General features: G+C 47.4%; 12 protein-coding genes. 5 read left to right on the forward strand and 7 right to left on the reverse strand.

The features are described 5' to 3' along the window. The first annotated feature begins 10 nt into the window (after positions 1-10). Complete coding sequence (locus BUC01_RS06230) at positions 11-652, forward strand: carbohydrate-binding family 9-like protein (protein WP_317044890.1); 642 nt, start codon at positions 11-13, stop codon at positions 650-652. A 30-nt stretch (positions 653-682) separates the two neighbouring features. Here BUC01_RS06230 and BUC01_RS06235 read toward each other — a convergent pair whose 3' ends face one another. The 5 genes from BUC01_RS06235 to BUC01_RS06255 all read right to left on the reverse strand — a co-directional run bounded on the left by BUC01_RS06235 (position 683) and on the right by BUC01_RS06255 (position 8,512). Continuing rightward, the gene (locus tag BUC01_RS06235) at positions 683-1,534 is read right to left on the reverse strand and encodes a DNA/RNA non-specific endonuclease (protein ID WP_073313059.1); all 852 of its coding nucleotides are present in this window, start codon (positions 1,532-1,534) and stop codon (positions 683-685) included. 128 nt (positions 1,535-1,662) lie between these two features. Further along, a complete protein-coding gene (gene lpxA / locus BUC01_RS06240) occupies positions 1,663-2,430 on the reverse strand; it encodes an acyl-ACP--UDP-N-acetylglucosamine O-acyltransferase (RefSeq protein ID WP_025831246.1) in 768 nt (255 codons plus the stop codon). Between the two features lie 92 nt (positions 2,431-2,522). Further along, positions 2,523-3,914, reverse strand: coding sequence for a TolC family protein (locus tag BUC01_RS06245; RefSeq protein WP_073313087.1), 1,392 nt, complete (start codon positions 3,912-3,914; stop codon positions 2,523-2,525). 105 nt (positions 3,915-4,019) lie between these two features. Further along, positions 4,020-7,232 carry an efflux RND transporter permease subunit gene (locus BUC01_RS06250; protein WP_073313060.1) on the reverse strand — a complete coding sequence of 1,071 codons (3,213 nt, stop codon included), beginning with the start codon at positions 7,230-7,232 and terminating at the stop codon, positions 4,020-4,022. Positions 7,233-7,336: 104 nt separating this feature from the next. Then, positions 7,337-8,512 (reverse strand): efflux RND transporter periplasmic adaptor subunit, encoded by a 1,176-nt coding sequence (locus tag BUC01_RS06255; RefSeq protein ID WP_025831247.1) that lies wholly within the window; start codon positions 8,510-8,512, stop codon positions 7,337-7,339. A gap of 1,296 nt (positions 8,513-9,808) precedes the next feature. Between BUC01_RS06255 and BUC01_RS06260 the strand changes: the two genes are divergently transcribed. Next, a complete protein-coding gene (locus tag BUC01_RS06260) occupies positions 9,809-11,731 on the forward strand; it encodes an Ig-like domain-containing protein (RefSeq protein WP_025835159.1) in 1,923 nt (640 codons plus the stop codon). Then, the gene (locus BUC01_RS06265) at positions 11,676-12,548 is read left to right on the forward strand and encodes a DUF3108 domain-containing protein (RefSeq protein ID WP_073313061.1); all 873 of its coding nucleotides are present in this window, start codon (positions 11,676-11,678) and stop codon (positions 12,546-12,548) included. The genes BUC01_RS06260 and BUC01_RS06265 overlap by 56 nt, the downstream gene beginning before the upstream one ends. 22 nt (positions 12,549-12,570) lie before the next feature. Here the strand turns inward: BUC01_RS06265 and BUC01_RS06270 are convergent, their stop codons facing one another. Continuing rightward, positions 12,571-12,975: a PaaI family thioesterase gene (locus BUC01_RS06270; protein WP_025835161.1), complete on the reverse strand. Its 405-nt coding sequence runs from the start codon at positions 12,973-12,975 to the stop codon at positions 12,571-12,573. Positions 12,976-13,130: 155 nt separating this feature from the next. On the opposite strand from BUC01_RS06270, the gene BUC01_RS06275 reads away from it, so the two are divergent. Beyond that, positions 13,131-14,348: a glycoside hydrolase family 88 protein gene (locus tag BUC01_RS06275; RefSeq protein ID WP_073313062.1), complete on the forward strand. Its 1,218-nt coding sequence runs from the start codon at positions 13,131-13,133 to the stop codon at positions 14,346-14,348. A 19-nt stretch (positions 14,349-14,367) separates the two neighbouring features. Further along, positions 14,368-15,912: a sulfatase family protein gene (locus tag BUC01_RS06280; protein WP_025835163.1), complete on the forward strand. Its 1,545-nt coding sequence runs from the start codon at positions 14,368-14,370 to the stop codon at positions 15,910-15,912. A gap of 92 nt (positions 15,913-16,004) precedes the next feature. Here the strand turns inward: BUC01_RS06280 and cysS are convergent, their stop codons facing one another. Next, complete coding sequence (cysS, locus tag BUC01_RS06285) at positions 16,005-17,480, reverse strand: cysteine--tRNA ligase (protein ID WP_025835164.1); 1,476 nt, start codon at positions 17,478-17,480, stop codon at positions 16,005-16,007. Positions 17,481-17,505: the final 25 nt, after the last annotated feature.

The following is a 17,505-nucleotide window of genomic DNA, read 5'->3' on the forward strand; positions in this document are numbered from 1 at the left end:
AATGAAAGAGTTGAATGTAAAGAAAGTAAGCCTGGCCAATGTGTCAGTAGAAAATGTCCCTGCTTTGCTTGACGAAGAAAAGGTTCCTTTTCAGTCGGTTAACACCGTAAATTGGGAAGCGTATCCCTATAAACCGGAAGTGCAATTCCGCATTGCCCATACGGATGATGCCATTCTGTTGCATTATAAAGTGAAGGAAGCCAGTGTGCGTGCCGTAGCTGCCGGAGATAATGGCGCTGTGTGGGAAGATGCCTGTGTGGAGTTCTTCTCTATCCCTGCCGGAGACGGGATTTACTATAATGTGGAATGTAATTGTGTCGGAACCCTTCTGATCGGTGCCGGTGCCGGACGCAATAACCGTGAACACGCTCCGCAGGAAGTGATGGATAAAGTGCAACGTTGGTCCTCTCTGGGACGCGAGTCCTTTGAAGAACGGATAGGAGAGTGTAACTGGGAACTTGCATTAGTCATTCCTTATTCCGCTTTCTTCAAGCATCAGCTCACTAATCTTGATGGAAAGGCAATCCGTGCCAACTTCTATAAATGCGGTGATAACTTGCAGACTCCCCACTTCCTCTCCTGGAATCCCATTGGGGTGGAAAAGCCGGATTTCCATCGTCCCGAATTTTTCGGAACGCTGAACTTCGAATAAAATTGTGTATACTCTTTCGGAAGACTCTGGTTATTTCCAGTCTTTCAAATTATAGCTTGCTTCTACCGCTCTTTCTATATCATCAGGAAGGGCGGGGAAGAAGTCTATCCCGGTTATCCGTTCCACTTCATCCACAGTGTTCACATAAGAATCCAGCGGATTATTCCCTTCGTTATTTTTATAGATAAAACCGATGGCTTTCGGCTTCTTGTGCAGGGAGAGTATCACCTTGAAGAAAGCATCCGGCACGGCAACTTTATGTCCGCCTATGGTCTGAGGTTTCCGGTCGTAGAAGATAGGCCCGGCTACGATGTACAGGCAACTGTCTTTCTTTACCCATTTGCGGCATTTTTGTTCCAGTTCGTTCCAGTCGCCCCGGTTCAGGTTGTGGTGTTGGGGGCAGATGTTAGTCATATAGAAACTTTCTATCATGGCTTGGCGGCTCCATTTGTTGTCTCCTGCCGGACAGAGGTGTCCGCGGTCCCAGCCGCTACCTTTGTAGTCTTGTGTGGTGACGGCTTTACTTTTAGGCAGGTCGGGGTCGGGGTGGAAGTTGTCAGTGCGTCCGGTATTTCCTTCTATACGTTCGGGAGTCAGCTTCCAGGCTACCCAGTTGGCAATGCGGGTGTTGGAGTTATAGGATACGAGGTAGCCGGTGCGTTGCAGCAGTATTTCGGGAGTACCGGTGGCGGTGGTCTGCTTGATGTAGATGTCAGAGTTTTGGAGGGTGCTTGGGGAGACGGTTTCTATGGGTTTATTGTTTATGGCGTCTTCCTTAGAGTTTGTAGTCTGGTAGGCGGTGATGATGCCGCATACCATAAGGAGTATCAGTAGCATCAGTTGGCTCTTACTGTTCTTTTGTTTTCTACTTTTCTTTCTCATAATCTTTTTCATAATCAGCATGGGTAAGTGCTGCGAAGATAACAAAAAAAGAAGAGACTGTGTCAACAGTGCTGCGCTATGTGCGGGCGAATGACACACTCTCTTCCTCTTATTCGGAAGAATATCCTTTATCTCACAATCCCTTTGGAATCCCGCACGAAGTTGATGATATTGTGTATCTCATCACTCATCGGCACTTGGTCTTCAATCTTCTGTAAGGCATCGTGGATGCTGAAATTGCCTTGATAAATCAATCGGTAAGCATTTACGATATGGCGCAGGATGCGTTCGGAAACCTGATGCTTGTGTTGCAGCACAATGGCATTGATGCCATGATATTCTGCCGGGTTACCATTCATGATAATATACGGTGGGACATCTTTTGCAATGCGGCATCCTGATTGTATCAGTACCCAACTTCCGATGTTGCACTTCTGTTGCAGAATGACGTTGCTGCTCAGAATCGTGTAGTCGTTTACGCGGCAATCACCGGCTAAGATGGTTTTGAGTCCTATCACGCAATGGTTGCCGATTTGCACGTCGTGGCAGAGGTGTACACCATCCATGAGGTAGTTGTCATTGCCAATGCGGGTTGCGTCACCCTCGTGGGTAGCACGGCTTACGACTACATTTTCGCGGATGTCATTCCTGTCACCGATAATCAACAGACTCTTTTCGCCCGTGTAGTGGAAATCCTGCGGGGTAGTGCCAAGCACAGCGCCATGATGCACTTTATTGCCTTGTCCCATGCGAGTACCTGCGAGAATGCGCGCACCGGACATAATTATACAGTCGTCGCCAACCTCTACGTCGCCTTCGATATATGCGAAAGGCTGAACCGTTACATTCTTGCCGAGCTTTGCGGCAGAATCTACAAATGCTAATGGACTTATCATAATAGTAGATGTTAAGTATTAAATATTAAATATTAATTGTTGCACCCGATAAATGCGCAGCCAATTAATATTTAATACCTAATAGTTGATAATTACTTCTCTCTTCCTCCTCCGAGTGCCTGATACAGACTGATTACAGCCTGCATACGGTCGAAGGTGTCAGACACCTCGGAAGTTTGGGCGCTGAGGTAAGATTGCTCGGCGGACAACACTTCAAGATACGTTGACGTGCCTAAGTTAAACAATTCTTTTGTATCTTCCGCAGCTTTACGGGCAGAATTTACCTGAATATCACGAGAAATAGCCTTTTCCGTGGTCATCTGATATTGATACAACGCATTGCTCACTTCATTTCCGGCATTCAGAAGAGCGCTTTGGAACTGAATCTTGGATTGTTCTTCCTGTGCCTTGGCTTGTTTCAGACGGGCGATATTGGCACCGCGATAGAACAGAGGCTGTGTCAACGAACCTATTGCGGAAGCCAGTAGCTTACCGGGATTTATGATAGCTGAACCGGCGCTGTTGGTCCATCCGGCAGAACCGTTTATCGTAATTTGCGGATAGAAGGCGGCGCGTGCGCTGTTAGTGTCGTAATAGCTTGCGGCAAGAGCCATCTCGGCTGCTTTCACATCGGGACGGTTGGATAATAACTGCAAGGGGATGCCGGCGGAGAATTCTGTCGGTAATTGCTGCTCTTCCAGTGTGCCGCGTTTGATGCTCTGCGCAGGCTGATGCAGCATCAGGCACAAGGCGTTCTCTGTTTCGCGGATGCTCTGGCGCATATTGGGCAGGGATGCCAATACCTGTGCATAAGCGGCGCGGGTCTGTTCCACTCCGGCAGAAGTGGTGTTGTAGATACCTGCATCTTTCATGGCTTCCACGGTTTCCACGTTCTTTTTCAGGATCTCGGCAGTCTCCTCAGTGATTTGCAGCTGGCGGTCGAGCATCAGCAAGGTGTAATACATATTGGCTACATTGGCAATCACCTGTGTCTGTACGGCTTGTTCATAGAACTGCGTCTGTTTCAGTGACACCTTTGCCGCACGTTTCGGGTTCAGAATCTGGCCGAAGAGGTCGATTTGCCAGCTTGCCGTTACGGGGAGTGAGTAAGTCTGCGTAGCTTTTCCCTTATCCCAACTGCTTACGGTTCCTTGCGGAGACAGCGCCAGTGTGGGGGCATAAGCCAGGCGTGCCGACATGAGGGCGGCTTCGGCTTTTTTCACGTTCAGGGCAGCACTGCGCAGGTCGGGGTTATTGACGAGTGCCTGCTCGATAAGTGCTTGCAACTGTGGGTCGGTAAATACTTCCCTCCAAGGCAGATTACCGAAGTTTGCAGTATCGGCGGCAAGTGTATCGTTCACGGCTGTCGTGTCGCGATACAGTCCGGCAGCCGTAATGTCTTCGGGTCTGTCGTATGCTTTGTAGATATGGCAACTGCTCAGTAAAGCAGTCGCACACATCAAAGTTATTATTTGTTTCTTCATATCATATTGTTTAATGAAGAATGATGAATGATGAATGAAGAATTGCCATTCGGCATGCTTATTATAGCGCAGCAAATTCTTCATTCCTCATTCCTCATTCTTAATTTATTTAGCATATTGTTCTATTTCAGGTTCTGCATCCGAGTTGTCCACATCGGTCCATTCCATCGGGCTGAACTTCTCTTGCAGGTACTGGAATGCCACAAACAATGCGGGTACGATGAAAATCTGCAATATCATACCGATTAACATACCACCGATAGCCGAAGTACCCAGCGTACGGTTACCGTTAGCTCCCGCACCGGAAGCCAGCATCAGCGGAATCAAACCGACAATCATAGCCAATGACGTCATCAAGATAGGACGAAGACGGGCTGCGGCACCCAGTACGGCTGCCCATGTGATGCTCATACCCATCTTACGACGCTCAAGGGCGAACTCAATAATCAAGATGGCGTTCTTCGCCAACAGACCCATCAACATGATGAGTGCAATCTGCATATAGATGTCGTTCGACATGGACCCCATTATCATCTTCAGTATGGAGATATTACCGATGGCACTCATACCGTTGACGAACAGGAAGCTACCCAACAGACCGAACGGTATGGACAGCAACACGGCAAGCGGCAGGATGTAACTCTCGTACTGCGCACTCAGCAACAGGTAAACGAATACGAAGCAGAGAACGAAGATCAATCCTGTGGTGCTGCCACTGGTTTCAGCCTCTTCACGAGCCATACCACCCAGTTCGTAAGCGAAGCCGGCGGGCAGGTTCTCTTGGGCTACTTCGGAGATGGCAGCCAGTGCCTGACCGGAAGTGTAGCCGGAAGCAGGGGCAACCATTACCTTCATGGAAGTATAGAGGTTGAAACGGCTGATGATGTCCGGTCCGTATACCTTCTTGATAGAGACGAACTGGGTGATAGGAGCCATTTCATCGCCATTACGCACCTTGATGCTCGACAATGATTCCAGATTCTTGGTTGCTTCGGGTTCTGCCTGAACCATTACGCGGTACATCTTACCGAAACTGTTGAAGTTGGATGCATACAGACCGCCGAAATATCCCTGCATGGTGCTGAGGATGTCGCTCGGGCTGATGCCGGCCTTCTTACAGGCGGCAGCGTCTATATCCAGCATATACTGCGGGAAGTTAGGATTGAAAGTGGTCTTTGCCGAGTTGATTTCCGGACGTGCCTGCAATGCAGCGGTATAGTTGTTGACTACGTCGAAGAAGTGGTTAAGGTCACCACCGGTCTTATCCTGCATGTTCAGCTCGATGTCGCTGGATGCAGAGTAACCCGAAATCATGGGAGGAGCGAAGAACAATACCTGCGCTTCCTTGATAATCTTCTGCGCACGCATGAAGAGCGTGATGTAGACGATGTTTGAGTTCTGCATGGTGGAACGTTCTTCCCAGTTCTTCAGCTTGATGATGATTGAACCGTAGGAAGGTCCTTGTCCGCCGATGAAGCTATAACCGGAGATCACCGTACGGGATGCAACGGCAGGCTCGGCGGCTACCAGGCTGTCCACACGGTGCAGCACTTCTTGTGCGCGTTCCTGTGAAGTGCCCGGAGGCAGGGTTACTACACCCATGATGGTACCTGTATCTTCATTGGGCACCATACCTGTCGGGGTGATTTTCATGAAGAATATCAGCAGTGCGATGGAGCCTGCTACAAGACCAAAGCTCAACCATTTCTTTTGGATGAAGAACAATACGTTGTTCTTGTATTTCTTCAACATCTTGTCGTAAGCCACATTGAAGCCAGTGTGGAAACGGCTGATGAATGTAGATTTCTTTTCACCATGTTCTTCGTGCGGTTTCAGGAAGATGGCGCACAGTGCGGGGCTCAGCGTCAAGGCGTTCAATGCGGAGAAGCCGATGGCGATGGCCATCGTCAGACCGAACTGACGGTAGAATATACCGGCCGTACCACCCATGAAGCTTACGGGGATGAATACGGACATCATGACTAACGTAATGGAAACGATGGCACCACCCAGCTCACTCATGGCATCGATGGAAGCGGCACGGGCGGACTTATACCCCTGGTCCAGCTTCGCATGGACGCCCTCGACGACGACTATGGCGTCGTCGACCACTATCGCGATGGCAAGCACCATGGCCGAGAGCGTCAGCAAGTTGATACTGAAACCGATGAGTTTCAGCATGAAGAATGTTGCAATCAATGCTACCGGGATGGCGATAGCGGGAATCAGTGTGGAGCGGAAGTCCTGCAAGAAGACGTACACCACAATGAACACAAGGATAAAGGCCTCGATCAATGTCTTGATTACCTCGTGGATGGAGGCGAACAGGAAGTCGTTGGCACTCTGTGCAATATTGATTTGCAAGCCCGAAGGTAGTTTTCCGGAATAGTCGTTCAGCAGTTGCTCCAGGTCGCTGATGGTTTGCGTAGCGTTACTTCCTGCCATCTGGAACACGATACAGCTGACGGCCTTATGTCCGTTTACGGTATTGTTGAAGCTATAGGTCAGACGTCCCAGCTCAATCTCGGCGATGTCTTTCAGGCGGAGCACTTCTCCGTTTTCCATTGCCTTGATAACGATGTTTTCAAACTCTTCCGGCTGTTGCAGACGTCCTTTGTAGCGTATGGTGTACTGGAATGTCTGGTTGCCACGTTCGCCAAACTGTCCGGGGGCAGCCTCGATATTCTGTTCAGCCAGCACTGCTGCTACGTCATTAGGTATCAGCTTGTATTGTGCCATCACGTCGGGCTTTAGCCAGATGCGCATGGAATAGTCTGTACCCAGCACCATGGCATCACCTACACCGGCCACACGTTTCACCTCAGGGATAAGGTTGATATTGGCGTAGTTCTCAAGGAATTCGATGTTATACGAGTCCGTCTCATCATAAATAGAGAATACCATCAACATGGAAGTTTGTCTTTTCTGAGTAGTCACACCGACCTTGGTTACCTCGGCAGGCAGCAAACCTTGCGCCATGGATACGCGGTTCTGTACGTTGACGGCCGCCATATCCGGGTTGGTTCCTTGTTTGAAGTAAACGGAGATATCGGCGGAGCCACTGTTGGTGGCATTGGAAGTCATGTACATCATGTTCTCCACACCGTTAATCTGGTCTTCCAGCGGTGCGATGACAGAGTTCAATACCGTTTGGGCGTTGGCACCCGTATAGGTGGCACGCACCGATACGGTTGGGGGTGCAATGTCCGGATATTGGGTGATAGGCAGTGTTGCCAGACCAATAAGTCCCAGAATTACTATCAGCACGGAGATTACCGTGGATAGCACCGGACGATTAATAAATCTATCTAATTTCATTTCATGAAAAATTAATGAATTAAAGAATTAAAGAATTAAAATGGGCCAAGAATTAATGCTGCGTCTGTTGTGCACAGCCTTTCATTCTTTCATTTTTCATTCTTTCATTGAAACGCCGTCTGAATGTTACCGTCTTTCTGGTCTTGCAGCGCTTTCTGATATTCGGCTTCTTTTTCGGCAGGAGTAATAGGAGTGATGGTGGCTCCGTTTTTCAGGTTCTGTACACCTTCTATTACCACTTTGTCACCTGCTTTCAAACCCTCGGTCACGTAGTAATACTTGCCGTCATTCAACTTGAATACCTGTATTTCAGTGTTCTTCAAGGTGTTGTCAGCTTGTACGACAAACACGAATTTCTTGTCTTGAATTTCTGTAGTAGCCGACTGCGGTATCATGATGACATCTGCCATAGGGTTGGGGAATACTACGTTACCTGTACCGCCACTACGCAAAATGTTGCGCTGGTTGGGGAAAAGGGCACGCATATTAACAGAACCTGTCTTTTGGTCGATAACGCCGCTGATGGTTTCCACACGTCCGCTATCGGCGTACATGGTTCCATCGATGAGCTGCAATTGCACATCGGGCATTTTCTCCAAAATCTCTTTGATGCTGCCGCCTTCGTGTATCAGTGACAGCAGTTGTCTTTCGGTCATGGAGAAGTAAGCGAACATTTCGGAGATATCGGCAACGGTAGTCAACGGAGTGGCTACGGAAGGACTGACGAGGCTACCTACACGGTAGGGGATGGTACCTACTACACCGTCGCTGGGGCTGGTTACACTGGTATAAGACAGATTGTTTTTAGCATTTACCAATTGTGCTTCAGCTTGTGCCAGTTGTGCTTTTGTTTGTGCCAGTTGGTTTTCGGCCATCTGCAAGTCGTAGTCACTGATGATGTTCTTCTTATTCAACTCACGCTTATTGTTTACGGTAAGTTCCTGTGTGTTTACGGCAGCTTTGGCTGTTTCAACAGCAGCTTTTGCTGAGTTCACGGCAGCCTGATACTGTACGGGATCGATGCTGAACAGCACTTGCCCCTTACGTACTACAGAACCTTCGTCCACGTGCAATTTTGTGATGAAACCGCTTACCATGGGGCGGATTTCTACATCTTGTTTACCCTTAATAGTCGCCGGATAACTATTTGTCAGATTAGCAGTGGTGGTATTCACTGTAATCACTGCGAATTCGGGTGCTTTACCCGTAGTTTTGTCACCTTGTCCACAACTGAACAGTGACAGGCAACAGCATGCCAATAAAATCAATCTACTCTTCATACTCGTAATTATTCTCTGTCTTTTGGTTTATTTTTTCATTTTGATGAATAAAGGCTCTCATGTCTTGTCATAGTTGGATTGTACGGTAAGCAAAGGGGAAAACTAAAAGCACTCTTCCGGTTTTTCGAGTGCAAAATTATCTATTTTTGAACAGATTAGTTCTATATTGGTGCATTTTTAACTATGTTTCATACATATCTTATATATAGCAAAACTTTTTCTTGTTTGTAGGAGAGTGTGTCAAAACTGAATAAAAGAACGCAAATTATACAAGCTACGCAAATGGTAAATCTGATAAACTCTGATTATCAGAAGTATAAAAAGAATTATTTGTATAATTCGTGTTCTAACCTTTATTTTGACACACCTTCGTTAACACAGCGTAGTCCCTTGTCAACTCGTTTTCCCGTTGACTGAATTTGATTCATAACGGTATAGAAATGAAGCAAATGATAATTTAGCGCAGCCTAAGCCTGAAAGGCTTTCATCTTATAGCCCAGGGCAACGCCCTGGGAATGAATCGTCCCCACAATCTTACGCCCTGTAAGGGCAAAAGCTGATGTGTGCTGTTATGCCCTTACAGGGCGCAGGGATAAACATAACTCAATTCCCAGGGCGTTGCCCTGGGCTATAAGATGAAAGGCTTTCAGCCTTGAGCTGCGCAATAATCACCCATTTCATTCATAACCGCTCAGAAATGAACTAAATGCAATAGCTAATTCCTTTTTTAGGCATTCCTATGCTTTTTTCCTTCCAACGGTTAGCCTTTTCCATCCGAACATTTATTCTTTCCACCGTGGAGTTTCTTTCTTTCCACCATGGTGGAAAGAAAGTTTCCCCGTGATGGAAAGCAACTTTATCCATGGTGGAAAGAATAAGTACCTATTATAATTTTCCTTAACCATCGCAGCGAAAAGGGATAAAAGTGGCGATGCGGCGGCTTAACCTCTGAAACTTAATATTATTTATGCGGATCAGGAGTTGGATTGTGTTCATAACCTAATAGAAATTAACTATTTTACCGCAGAGAACACAGAGCCTGTAATTATCTATGAATTAGAAATATAAAAACTCTGTGTCTCCTGCGTCCTCTGTGGTGAAAAGTGTACCGTCCTGAATAAATTACTACTCTTGAACCACATCAGTAGTTGCATCGTTGCGGGAACGAACTTTTCCCTGCTATCATCTGTTTTTAAGTACTATATTGCCCTTTTTTGATTAAAATACTGTAAAGCATACTGCTTATTAATGGATAACCTTTATTTTTGCAGCATGTTATGTAACAAATATCCGAATATGAAATCTCTTTTCAATCGTTTGGCGGGTGTTGCCGCTGTTGCTGCTGTACTTTATTCCTGCGCTAGTATCGGGCGTCCGGAAGGTGGTGCTTATGATGAGACTCCTCCTCGTTTCGTGGGTAGTACTCCGGCACCGGGTGCGCTCAATAATACCCGAAAGAAGGTTACGATTGAATTCGACGAATTTATTAAGCTTGAGAAACCGGGAGAGAAAATCGTGATATCCCCGCCTCAGGTGCAGCAGCCGGAGATAAAGGCCAATGGAAAAAAGGTTGTTATCACCCTGCAAGACTCACTTAAGCCGAATACTACCTATACGATAGACTTCTCTGATGCCATTCAGGATAATAATGAAGGCAATCCGTTGCCCGATTTCGGATTTACTTTCTCCACGGGAACCAATCTCGACTCGATGGTCGTTTCGGGCACTGTGCTGAACGCTTCAAATCTGGAACCGGTGAAAGGTATGCTGGTAGGCATGCACTCCAACCTGGCAGATTCTGCCTTTACCACGAAACCTTTCGAAAGGGTGGGGCGTACCGACAGCCGCGGGCATTTCACAATCCGGGGTGTCGCTCCGGGCGAATACCGTATCTATGGGTTGCAGGATGCCGACCAGAACTTTTATTATAGTCAGCCCACTGAGGTTATTGCTTTCGAGGACTCTCTGATAATTCCTTCTATGGATCAACGAATCCGTTTTGATACGCTTTGGAAAGACTCCTTGACGGTAGACACGATTATGGAAAGGGCATATACCCATTATCTTCCGGATGACGTCATTTTGCGTTGCTTCAAAGAACGCTCTTTTTCACAACGCCTTATCAAGAGCGAGCGTCCCGAACCCCGCAAGTTCTCTTTCTACTTCTCGGCTACGGCGGATAGCCTGCCACTGTTGAAGGGACTGAACTTCGATGAAACCAACGCTTTTGTCGTGGAGATGCCTACCGGACGCATTGATACGCTGACGTACTGGATAAGAGATTCACTGGTCTACAAGATAGATACATTGAAGATGAGCCTCTCTTATTTGTATACGGATACGCTGAATCAGTTGGTTCCCCGTACAGATACGCTGAAACTGGTGTCTAAAATCAGACCCAAGTCGGAGAAAGAGCTGGAAAAAGAGCGTGAGAAGAAAGAAAAAGAATTGGAGAAGGCTAAAAAGAAAGCCGAGAAAGAAGGCAAGGAATATGTAGAACCGACCGTGTTCTTACCTGTGGATGTGTATGCGCCGGGTTCGATGGATATTTACGATTACATTTCCCTTACCTTCAGTGAACCGTTGGCAAGTGCCGCTGACGGTGCCATCCATTTAAGGCAGAAGGTGGACACTTTGTGGAATGATGTTGCTTTCGACTTTGTTCCGGATTCGCTGAACCTGATGCGTTATAACGTCTATGCGGACTGGGTACCCGGTGAAAGTTATAGCTTTGAGGTGGATTCAACGGCTTTCTACGGAATATATGGTCTGTTCACTGATAAGATAAAGAAAGAATTCAAGGTGAAGAAGCCCGAAGAATACGGGCAGATTTTCTATAATGTGAGCGGGGCGGATTCGCTGGCGTTTGTAGAATTGCTGGACGGACAGGACAAGGTGGTGCGCACGGTGCCTGTGGTCGATGGAAAGGCGGATTTCTACTTCCTGAATCCCGGCAAATACGGTGCACGCCTCATAAATGATACCAATGGAAACGGTGTGTGGGACACCGGAAAATACGAAGATAAGCGGCAGCCGGAAAAAGTCTTCTACTATCCCCAGGTTATAGAACTAAAGGCCAACTTTGACCTGACGCAGACCTGGAACATAAATGAAAAGCCGCTGGATAAGCAGAAACCGGAAGAACTTAAAAAACAAAAACCAGATGAAGACAAGAAAAAGAAGAACCAGAATAACCGCAACTCCGGCAATCGCCGGTAAACGCGGATGGGTGTTCTGCCTGTTGGGCGCCCTGTTACTAACTATTGCTGTTCCTGCCAAAGCCCAATGTACGGCGCAAAACACCGCTTTTCAGTCGGGCGAGCACGTGATGTATGATTTATATTTCAATTGGAAATTTATATGGAAGAAAGTCGGACTGGCAAGTCTGACGACCTTCTCCACTACCTATCAGTCGCAACCTGCCTATCGGTTCAACCTGCTTTCCGTGGGTAGCAAGAAGACGGATTTCTTCTTCAAGATGCGCGATACGCTGACCTGCTACGTCAGTGAGAAGTTGGAACCCCTCTATTTCCGTAAGGCGGCGGAAGAGGGTGACCGCTATACGGTGGATGAGGCTTGGTTCTCTTATAAGGATGGCATGTCTCATGTGAAGCAAAAGCGTACGTGGCGTGACCGCGACCCGCAGGAAATGGAGTACAGTGATACCCGTTGCATCTTTGATATGCTGAGTATTCTGGCGCAGGCACGTTCTTATAATCCTGATGATTATAAAGTGGGCGACCGCATACTGTTTCCTATGGCTACCGGCCGCAGGGTGGAAGAGCAAACGCTGATTTATCGTGGAAAAGAAGACATAAAGGCGAATAACGACACAATCTACCGTTGCCTCGTCTTCTCTTTCGTAGAGTATAAGAAAGGAAAAGAAAAAGAGGTGATTACTTTCTTCATTTCCGATGATAAGAACCACCTTCCTATCCGCCTGGATATGTATCTCAACTTCGGTTCGGCTAAGGCTTTCCTGAAGAGTGTGCAGGGCAACCGTTATCCGATGGAGTCGATAGTAAGGAAGAAGTGAGAAAGTTACGAGCCTGTAACTCTTAGACTGTGAACGGTAGCGGGTCTCCCTTTCTGAATACACTGGACTCGAATGTGGCAATCAACTTCCCATCCTGGTTCGTGATGTCTATCTGATAATAACCGGTAGTTCGTCCGATGTACCGTTCGCGTGCTTCGGCATACAAAGTATCGCCCGGGCCGCTGGCGCGTAGGAAGGTGATGTTGGAAGAAAGGGAAAAAGCCAGTGCACCGTGTGAATTGGCAGCGGCGGCCAGTGCCAGGTCGGCAAGGGTGAAGATAGCTCCGCCCTGTGTACGGTGCCCCGCATTGAGGTGTTCTTCCGTGATGACGAGCCGTGCCTTGCTATATCCTTCGCGCACTTCCAGCAGTTCTACACCGGTTTGCTCCGCATAGCGGTCTTTCTTGAAAAATTCTTGTGGAGTCATGTTTTCTATATGATTAAAAAGTTCAATCTGTACGATTTATGTGCAAATGTAACAATTTTACCCTTTTACTGGATAATTTATGAGGGTCTTTTCCATGGAACTGCCCTACATTTGCTGACGAAAGAATACGAAACTTTAATAAACAAATCATTATTATGAAAACAATCCTCACGACATTGGGAGTGTCTCTCCTCGTTTTGGCAAGTTGCACGGGTCAGAAAAAACAGGCCGAGAGCGATTTTATCCAGGAGAATATTGATAATGCGGTGGCACAGGAAACTATCCAGACTGACATTATCGAGAAATCAGGGAAAATCCTGAATCCAAGAACAATCAACAAAGACGGTAGCATTGTTTATGTACCTATTGATGACTGGTGTTCCGGTTTCTTCCCCGGCAATATCTGGTATACGTATGAACTGACAGGCGACAAGAAATGGTTGCCATTGGCTGAGAAGTACACCGAGGCACTGGATTCTGTGCAATACCTCACCTGGCATCATGATGTAGGCTTCATGATTGGCAGCAGTTATCTGAACGGATATCGCTTTGCCAATAAAGAGGAATATAAACCCGTAATTATTCAGACCGCTAAGTCACTTTCCACCCGTTTCCGTCCGGCGGCAGGTGTGCTTCAATCCTGGGATGCCGATAAAGGCTGGCAAGCCGAACGTGGCTGGAAGTGTCCGGTCATCATCGACAATATGATGAACCTGGAGCTGTTGTTCGAGGCATCCAGACTTTCAGGTGATTCTACTTATTATAATGTAGCTGTGAAACACGCCGATACAACAATGAAGAATCATTTCCGTGCCGATAACAGCTGTTATCATGTAGTGGACTATGATCCCGTGACCGGTGAAGTGCGTAAGAAACAGACAGCGCAGGGTTATGCCGACGAGTCTTCCTGGGCACGCGGACAAGCATGGGCTCTTTACGGGTACACAATGTGCTATCGTTACACCCATGATTCGAAATACCTGGATATGGCTGAAAAGGTTTATAACTTTATCTTCAACAATCCGAATTTGCCGGAAGACCTCGTTCCATATTGGGACTTTAATGCTCCCAACATCCCCAACGAACCGCGCGATGCTTCTGCGGCAGCTTGTACGGCATCTGCCTTGTATGAACTGAGTACTTATATTCCCGGCAAGAATTATAAGGAAACGGCGGATAAGATTATGGAAAGCCTTGGCTCTCCGGCTTACCGTGCCGAAGTGGGGACAAACGGTAACTTCATTCTGATGCACTCCGTAGGAAGTATTCCTCATGGTGCCGAGATTGATGTGCCGCTGAACTATGCAGATTATTACTTCCTGGAGGGAATCATGCGCAAGAGAGACTTGGAAGCCAATAAGAAACTCTTCTGAGATATAAAGAATAATAGATATGATAAATCGGTTTAGTTTGTTTTTAGGAGGCTTGGGCCTGTTTGCCCTGCAAGGCTGCAAAACTCAGCAGGGAGAGCAGGCACAACTTCCAAACATTATCTATGTTTTCCCTGACCAATACCGTAACCAGGCAATGGAATTTTGGGGACAGGACGGGTTTCGCGATAAGGTGAACTTCCGCAACGATCCGGTACATACGCCTAATCTGAACGCCTTTGCCCGCGAAGCGCTGGTGCTGAGCTCGGCTCAGAGCAACTGTCCGTTGAGCAGTCCCCACCGTGGTATGCTGCTGACAGGTATGTATCCCAATAAGAGTGGTGTGCCTTTGAATTGTAATTCAAGCCGCCCTATCAGTTCTCTGCGTGAAGATGTGGACTGTATAGGCGATGTCTTCAGTAAATCGGGTTATGATTGTGCTTACTTTGGTAAATTACACGCCGATTTCCCGACACCGAACGATCCGCAGCGTCCCGGTCATTATGTAGAAGACCGTGTGCCTGCATGGGATGCCTATACGCCGAAAGAACGCCGTCACGGTTTTAACTACTGGTATTCTTACGGTACATTCGACGAACATAAGAATCCTCATTATTGGGATACGGAAGGAAAACGCCACGAGCCGAAGGAGTGGTCGCCGTTGCACGAATCCGGCATGGTGGTTTCTTACCTGAAAAATGAAGGTAATGTGCGTGACCCGAAGAAACCGTTCTTCATCATGGTAGGTATGAATCCGCCCCATAGCCCGTACCGTTCGTTGGACGACTGCATGGAAGAGGATTTCAACCTGTATAAAGACCAGCCTTTGGATAGTCTGCTCGTCCGCCCCAATGCGGATAAAAAGCGTGAGAAAGCTGAGAGTGTCCGTTATTACTTCGCTTCCGTCACCGGTGTCGACCGTGCATTCGGGCAGATACTGGAAACGCTGAAAGAGCAGGGCTTGGATAAGAATACAATCGTAATCTTTGCTTCCGACCACGGCGAAACCATGTGTAGCCAGTTTACGGATGATCCGAAGAACTCTCCGTACTCCGAATCAATGAACATTCCGTTCCTGGTGCGTTATCCCGGACATATCCAGCCGCGAGTGGACAATCTTCTGATGTCTGCCCCTGATATTATGCCGACTGTCCTGGGTCTGTGTGGTCTTGGTGACTCTATCCCGGCCAATGTACAGGGACGCAATTGGGCACCTCTTTTCTTCGATGAAAAGGCGGAAATTGAACGCCCCGGCGGTGCTTTGTACATTCAGAACTTGGATGGTGAGAAGGATGAGGAAGGTAAAGTACAGACTTACTTCCCTTCATCAAGAGGATATAAGACGGCACGCTATACGTTGGCTTTCTTTATTGATAAGAAAGACCGTAAGTTGAAGAAGACTTTACTGTTTGATGATGAAAAAGATCCTTATCAGATGAATAATCTTCCGTTGGAAGAGAATCAGGAGATTGTTGCAGAACTCTGCCGCGAGATGGGCAAGGAGTTGAAAGCGATAGATGATCCCTGGTATAAGGAACGCATACTTTCTGACATGATACCTTATTAAAACTCTCCTTTTTTTTAATAGTACTGCCTCCCTCGGTTCTTAGGAATCGGAGGGAGGCAGTCTTTTTTGTCAGTAGGAAGCCGAGGGTGAAATTACTTATTCAGTTTCCACTCGCAACCGTCTTTGCCATCTTTAATTTCAAAACCAAGTGCTGTCAGCTCATTGCGGATCTTGTCACTGGTAGCCCAGTCCTTATTAGCTTTGGCTTTCATGCGCTCTTCCAGCAGCATATCCACTACCTTGCCGAAAGCTGCTTCACGCTCTTCGTTCGAATCGTTCTCTTCTTTCAATCCCAGGATATCGAAGCAGAAGAGATGGAACGTCTCTTTTAACTCTTTCAGGTCGTCGGCAGTGATGGTGTCGTTGCCTGCAATGATGTTGTTGATCATTCTGGCTCCATCAAAAAGATGAGCAATGACTATCGGGGTATTCAAGTCATCATTCATGGCTTCATAGCACTTCTCACGCACTGCTTTCACATCTACGCTGGAAGTAGCGGACGGAGTGATTTTCTCCAATCCGTTCACGGCATCCATCATTCGGGTTAATCCCTTTTCCGCTGCTTGCAAGGCTTCGTTACTGAAGTCTACTGTGCTGCGATAGTGAGCTTGCAGGATGAAGAAACGGATGGTCATCGGGCTGTAAGCCTGTGTCAGCAACTTGTGTGAGCCGTTGAAGAACTCATCCAGATTGATGAAGTTGCCGTATGACTTACCCATCTTCTGTCCGTTGATGGTAATCATATTGTTGTGCATCCAGTAATGTACCATGTCATTGCCTTGCGATGCAACCGATTGAGCGATCTCACATTCGTGGTGAGGGAAGATAAGGTCCATGCCGCCGCCGTGGATGTCGAAATGTTCGCCCAGGTATTTCTTGCCCATGGCCGTACATTCGGCATGCCATCCCGGGAAACCGTCGCTCCATGGAGAAGGCCAACGCATGATATGCTCCGGTTGGGCACATTTCCATAAGGCGAAGTCGGCGGGGTTATGCTTTTCAGCTTGTCCGTCCAGTTCGCGGGTGGTGTTCAGTACGTCATCCAGATTGCGGCCGGAGAGTTTTCCGTAATGGTAATCCTTATTGTATTTCTCTACGTCGAAGTAAACAGAGCCTTCACTGACATAAGCATAGCCGTTCTTCAGGATTTCTTTCACCAGCTCTATCTGCTCGATGATGTGTCCCGAAGCGTGCGGTTCGATGCTGGGTGAAAGTACGTTCAGCGCTTCCATTGCCTTGTGGTAACGGTTGATGTAGTATTGCGCTACTTCCATCGGCTCCAATTGTTCCAGTCGTGCTTTCTTGGCTATTTTATCTTCTCCGTCATCAGCGTCATGTTCCAGATGGCCTACATCGGTGATGTTGCGCACATAACGCACCTTGTAGCCCAGATGGGTAAGGTAGCGGAAAAGCAAGTCGAAGGTAATGGCAGGACGTGCATGTCCCAAGTGCGCGTCACCGTAAACGGTAGGACCGCAGACATACATACCTACGTGTGGAGCGTGCAGTGGCACGAATAGCTCCTTTTTCCTATCTAAGGTGTTGTAAATCGTCAGTTGATGTTCCATAACGTTTGAATTTTAAATCTTTTAA

This window comes from Bacteroides stercorirosoris (assembly GCF_900142015.1).
Classification (GTDB): domain Bacteria; phylum Bacteroidota; class Bacteroidia; order Bacteroidales; family Bacteroidaceae; genus Bacteroides; species Bacteroides stercorirosoris.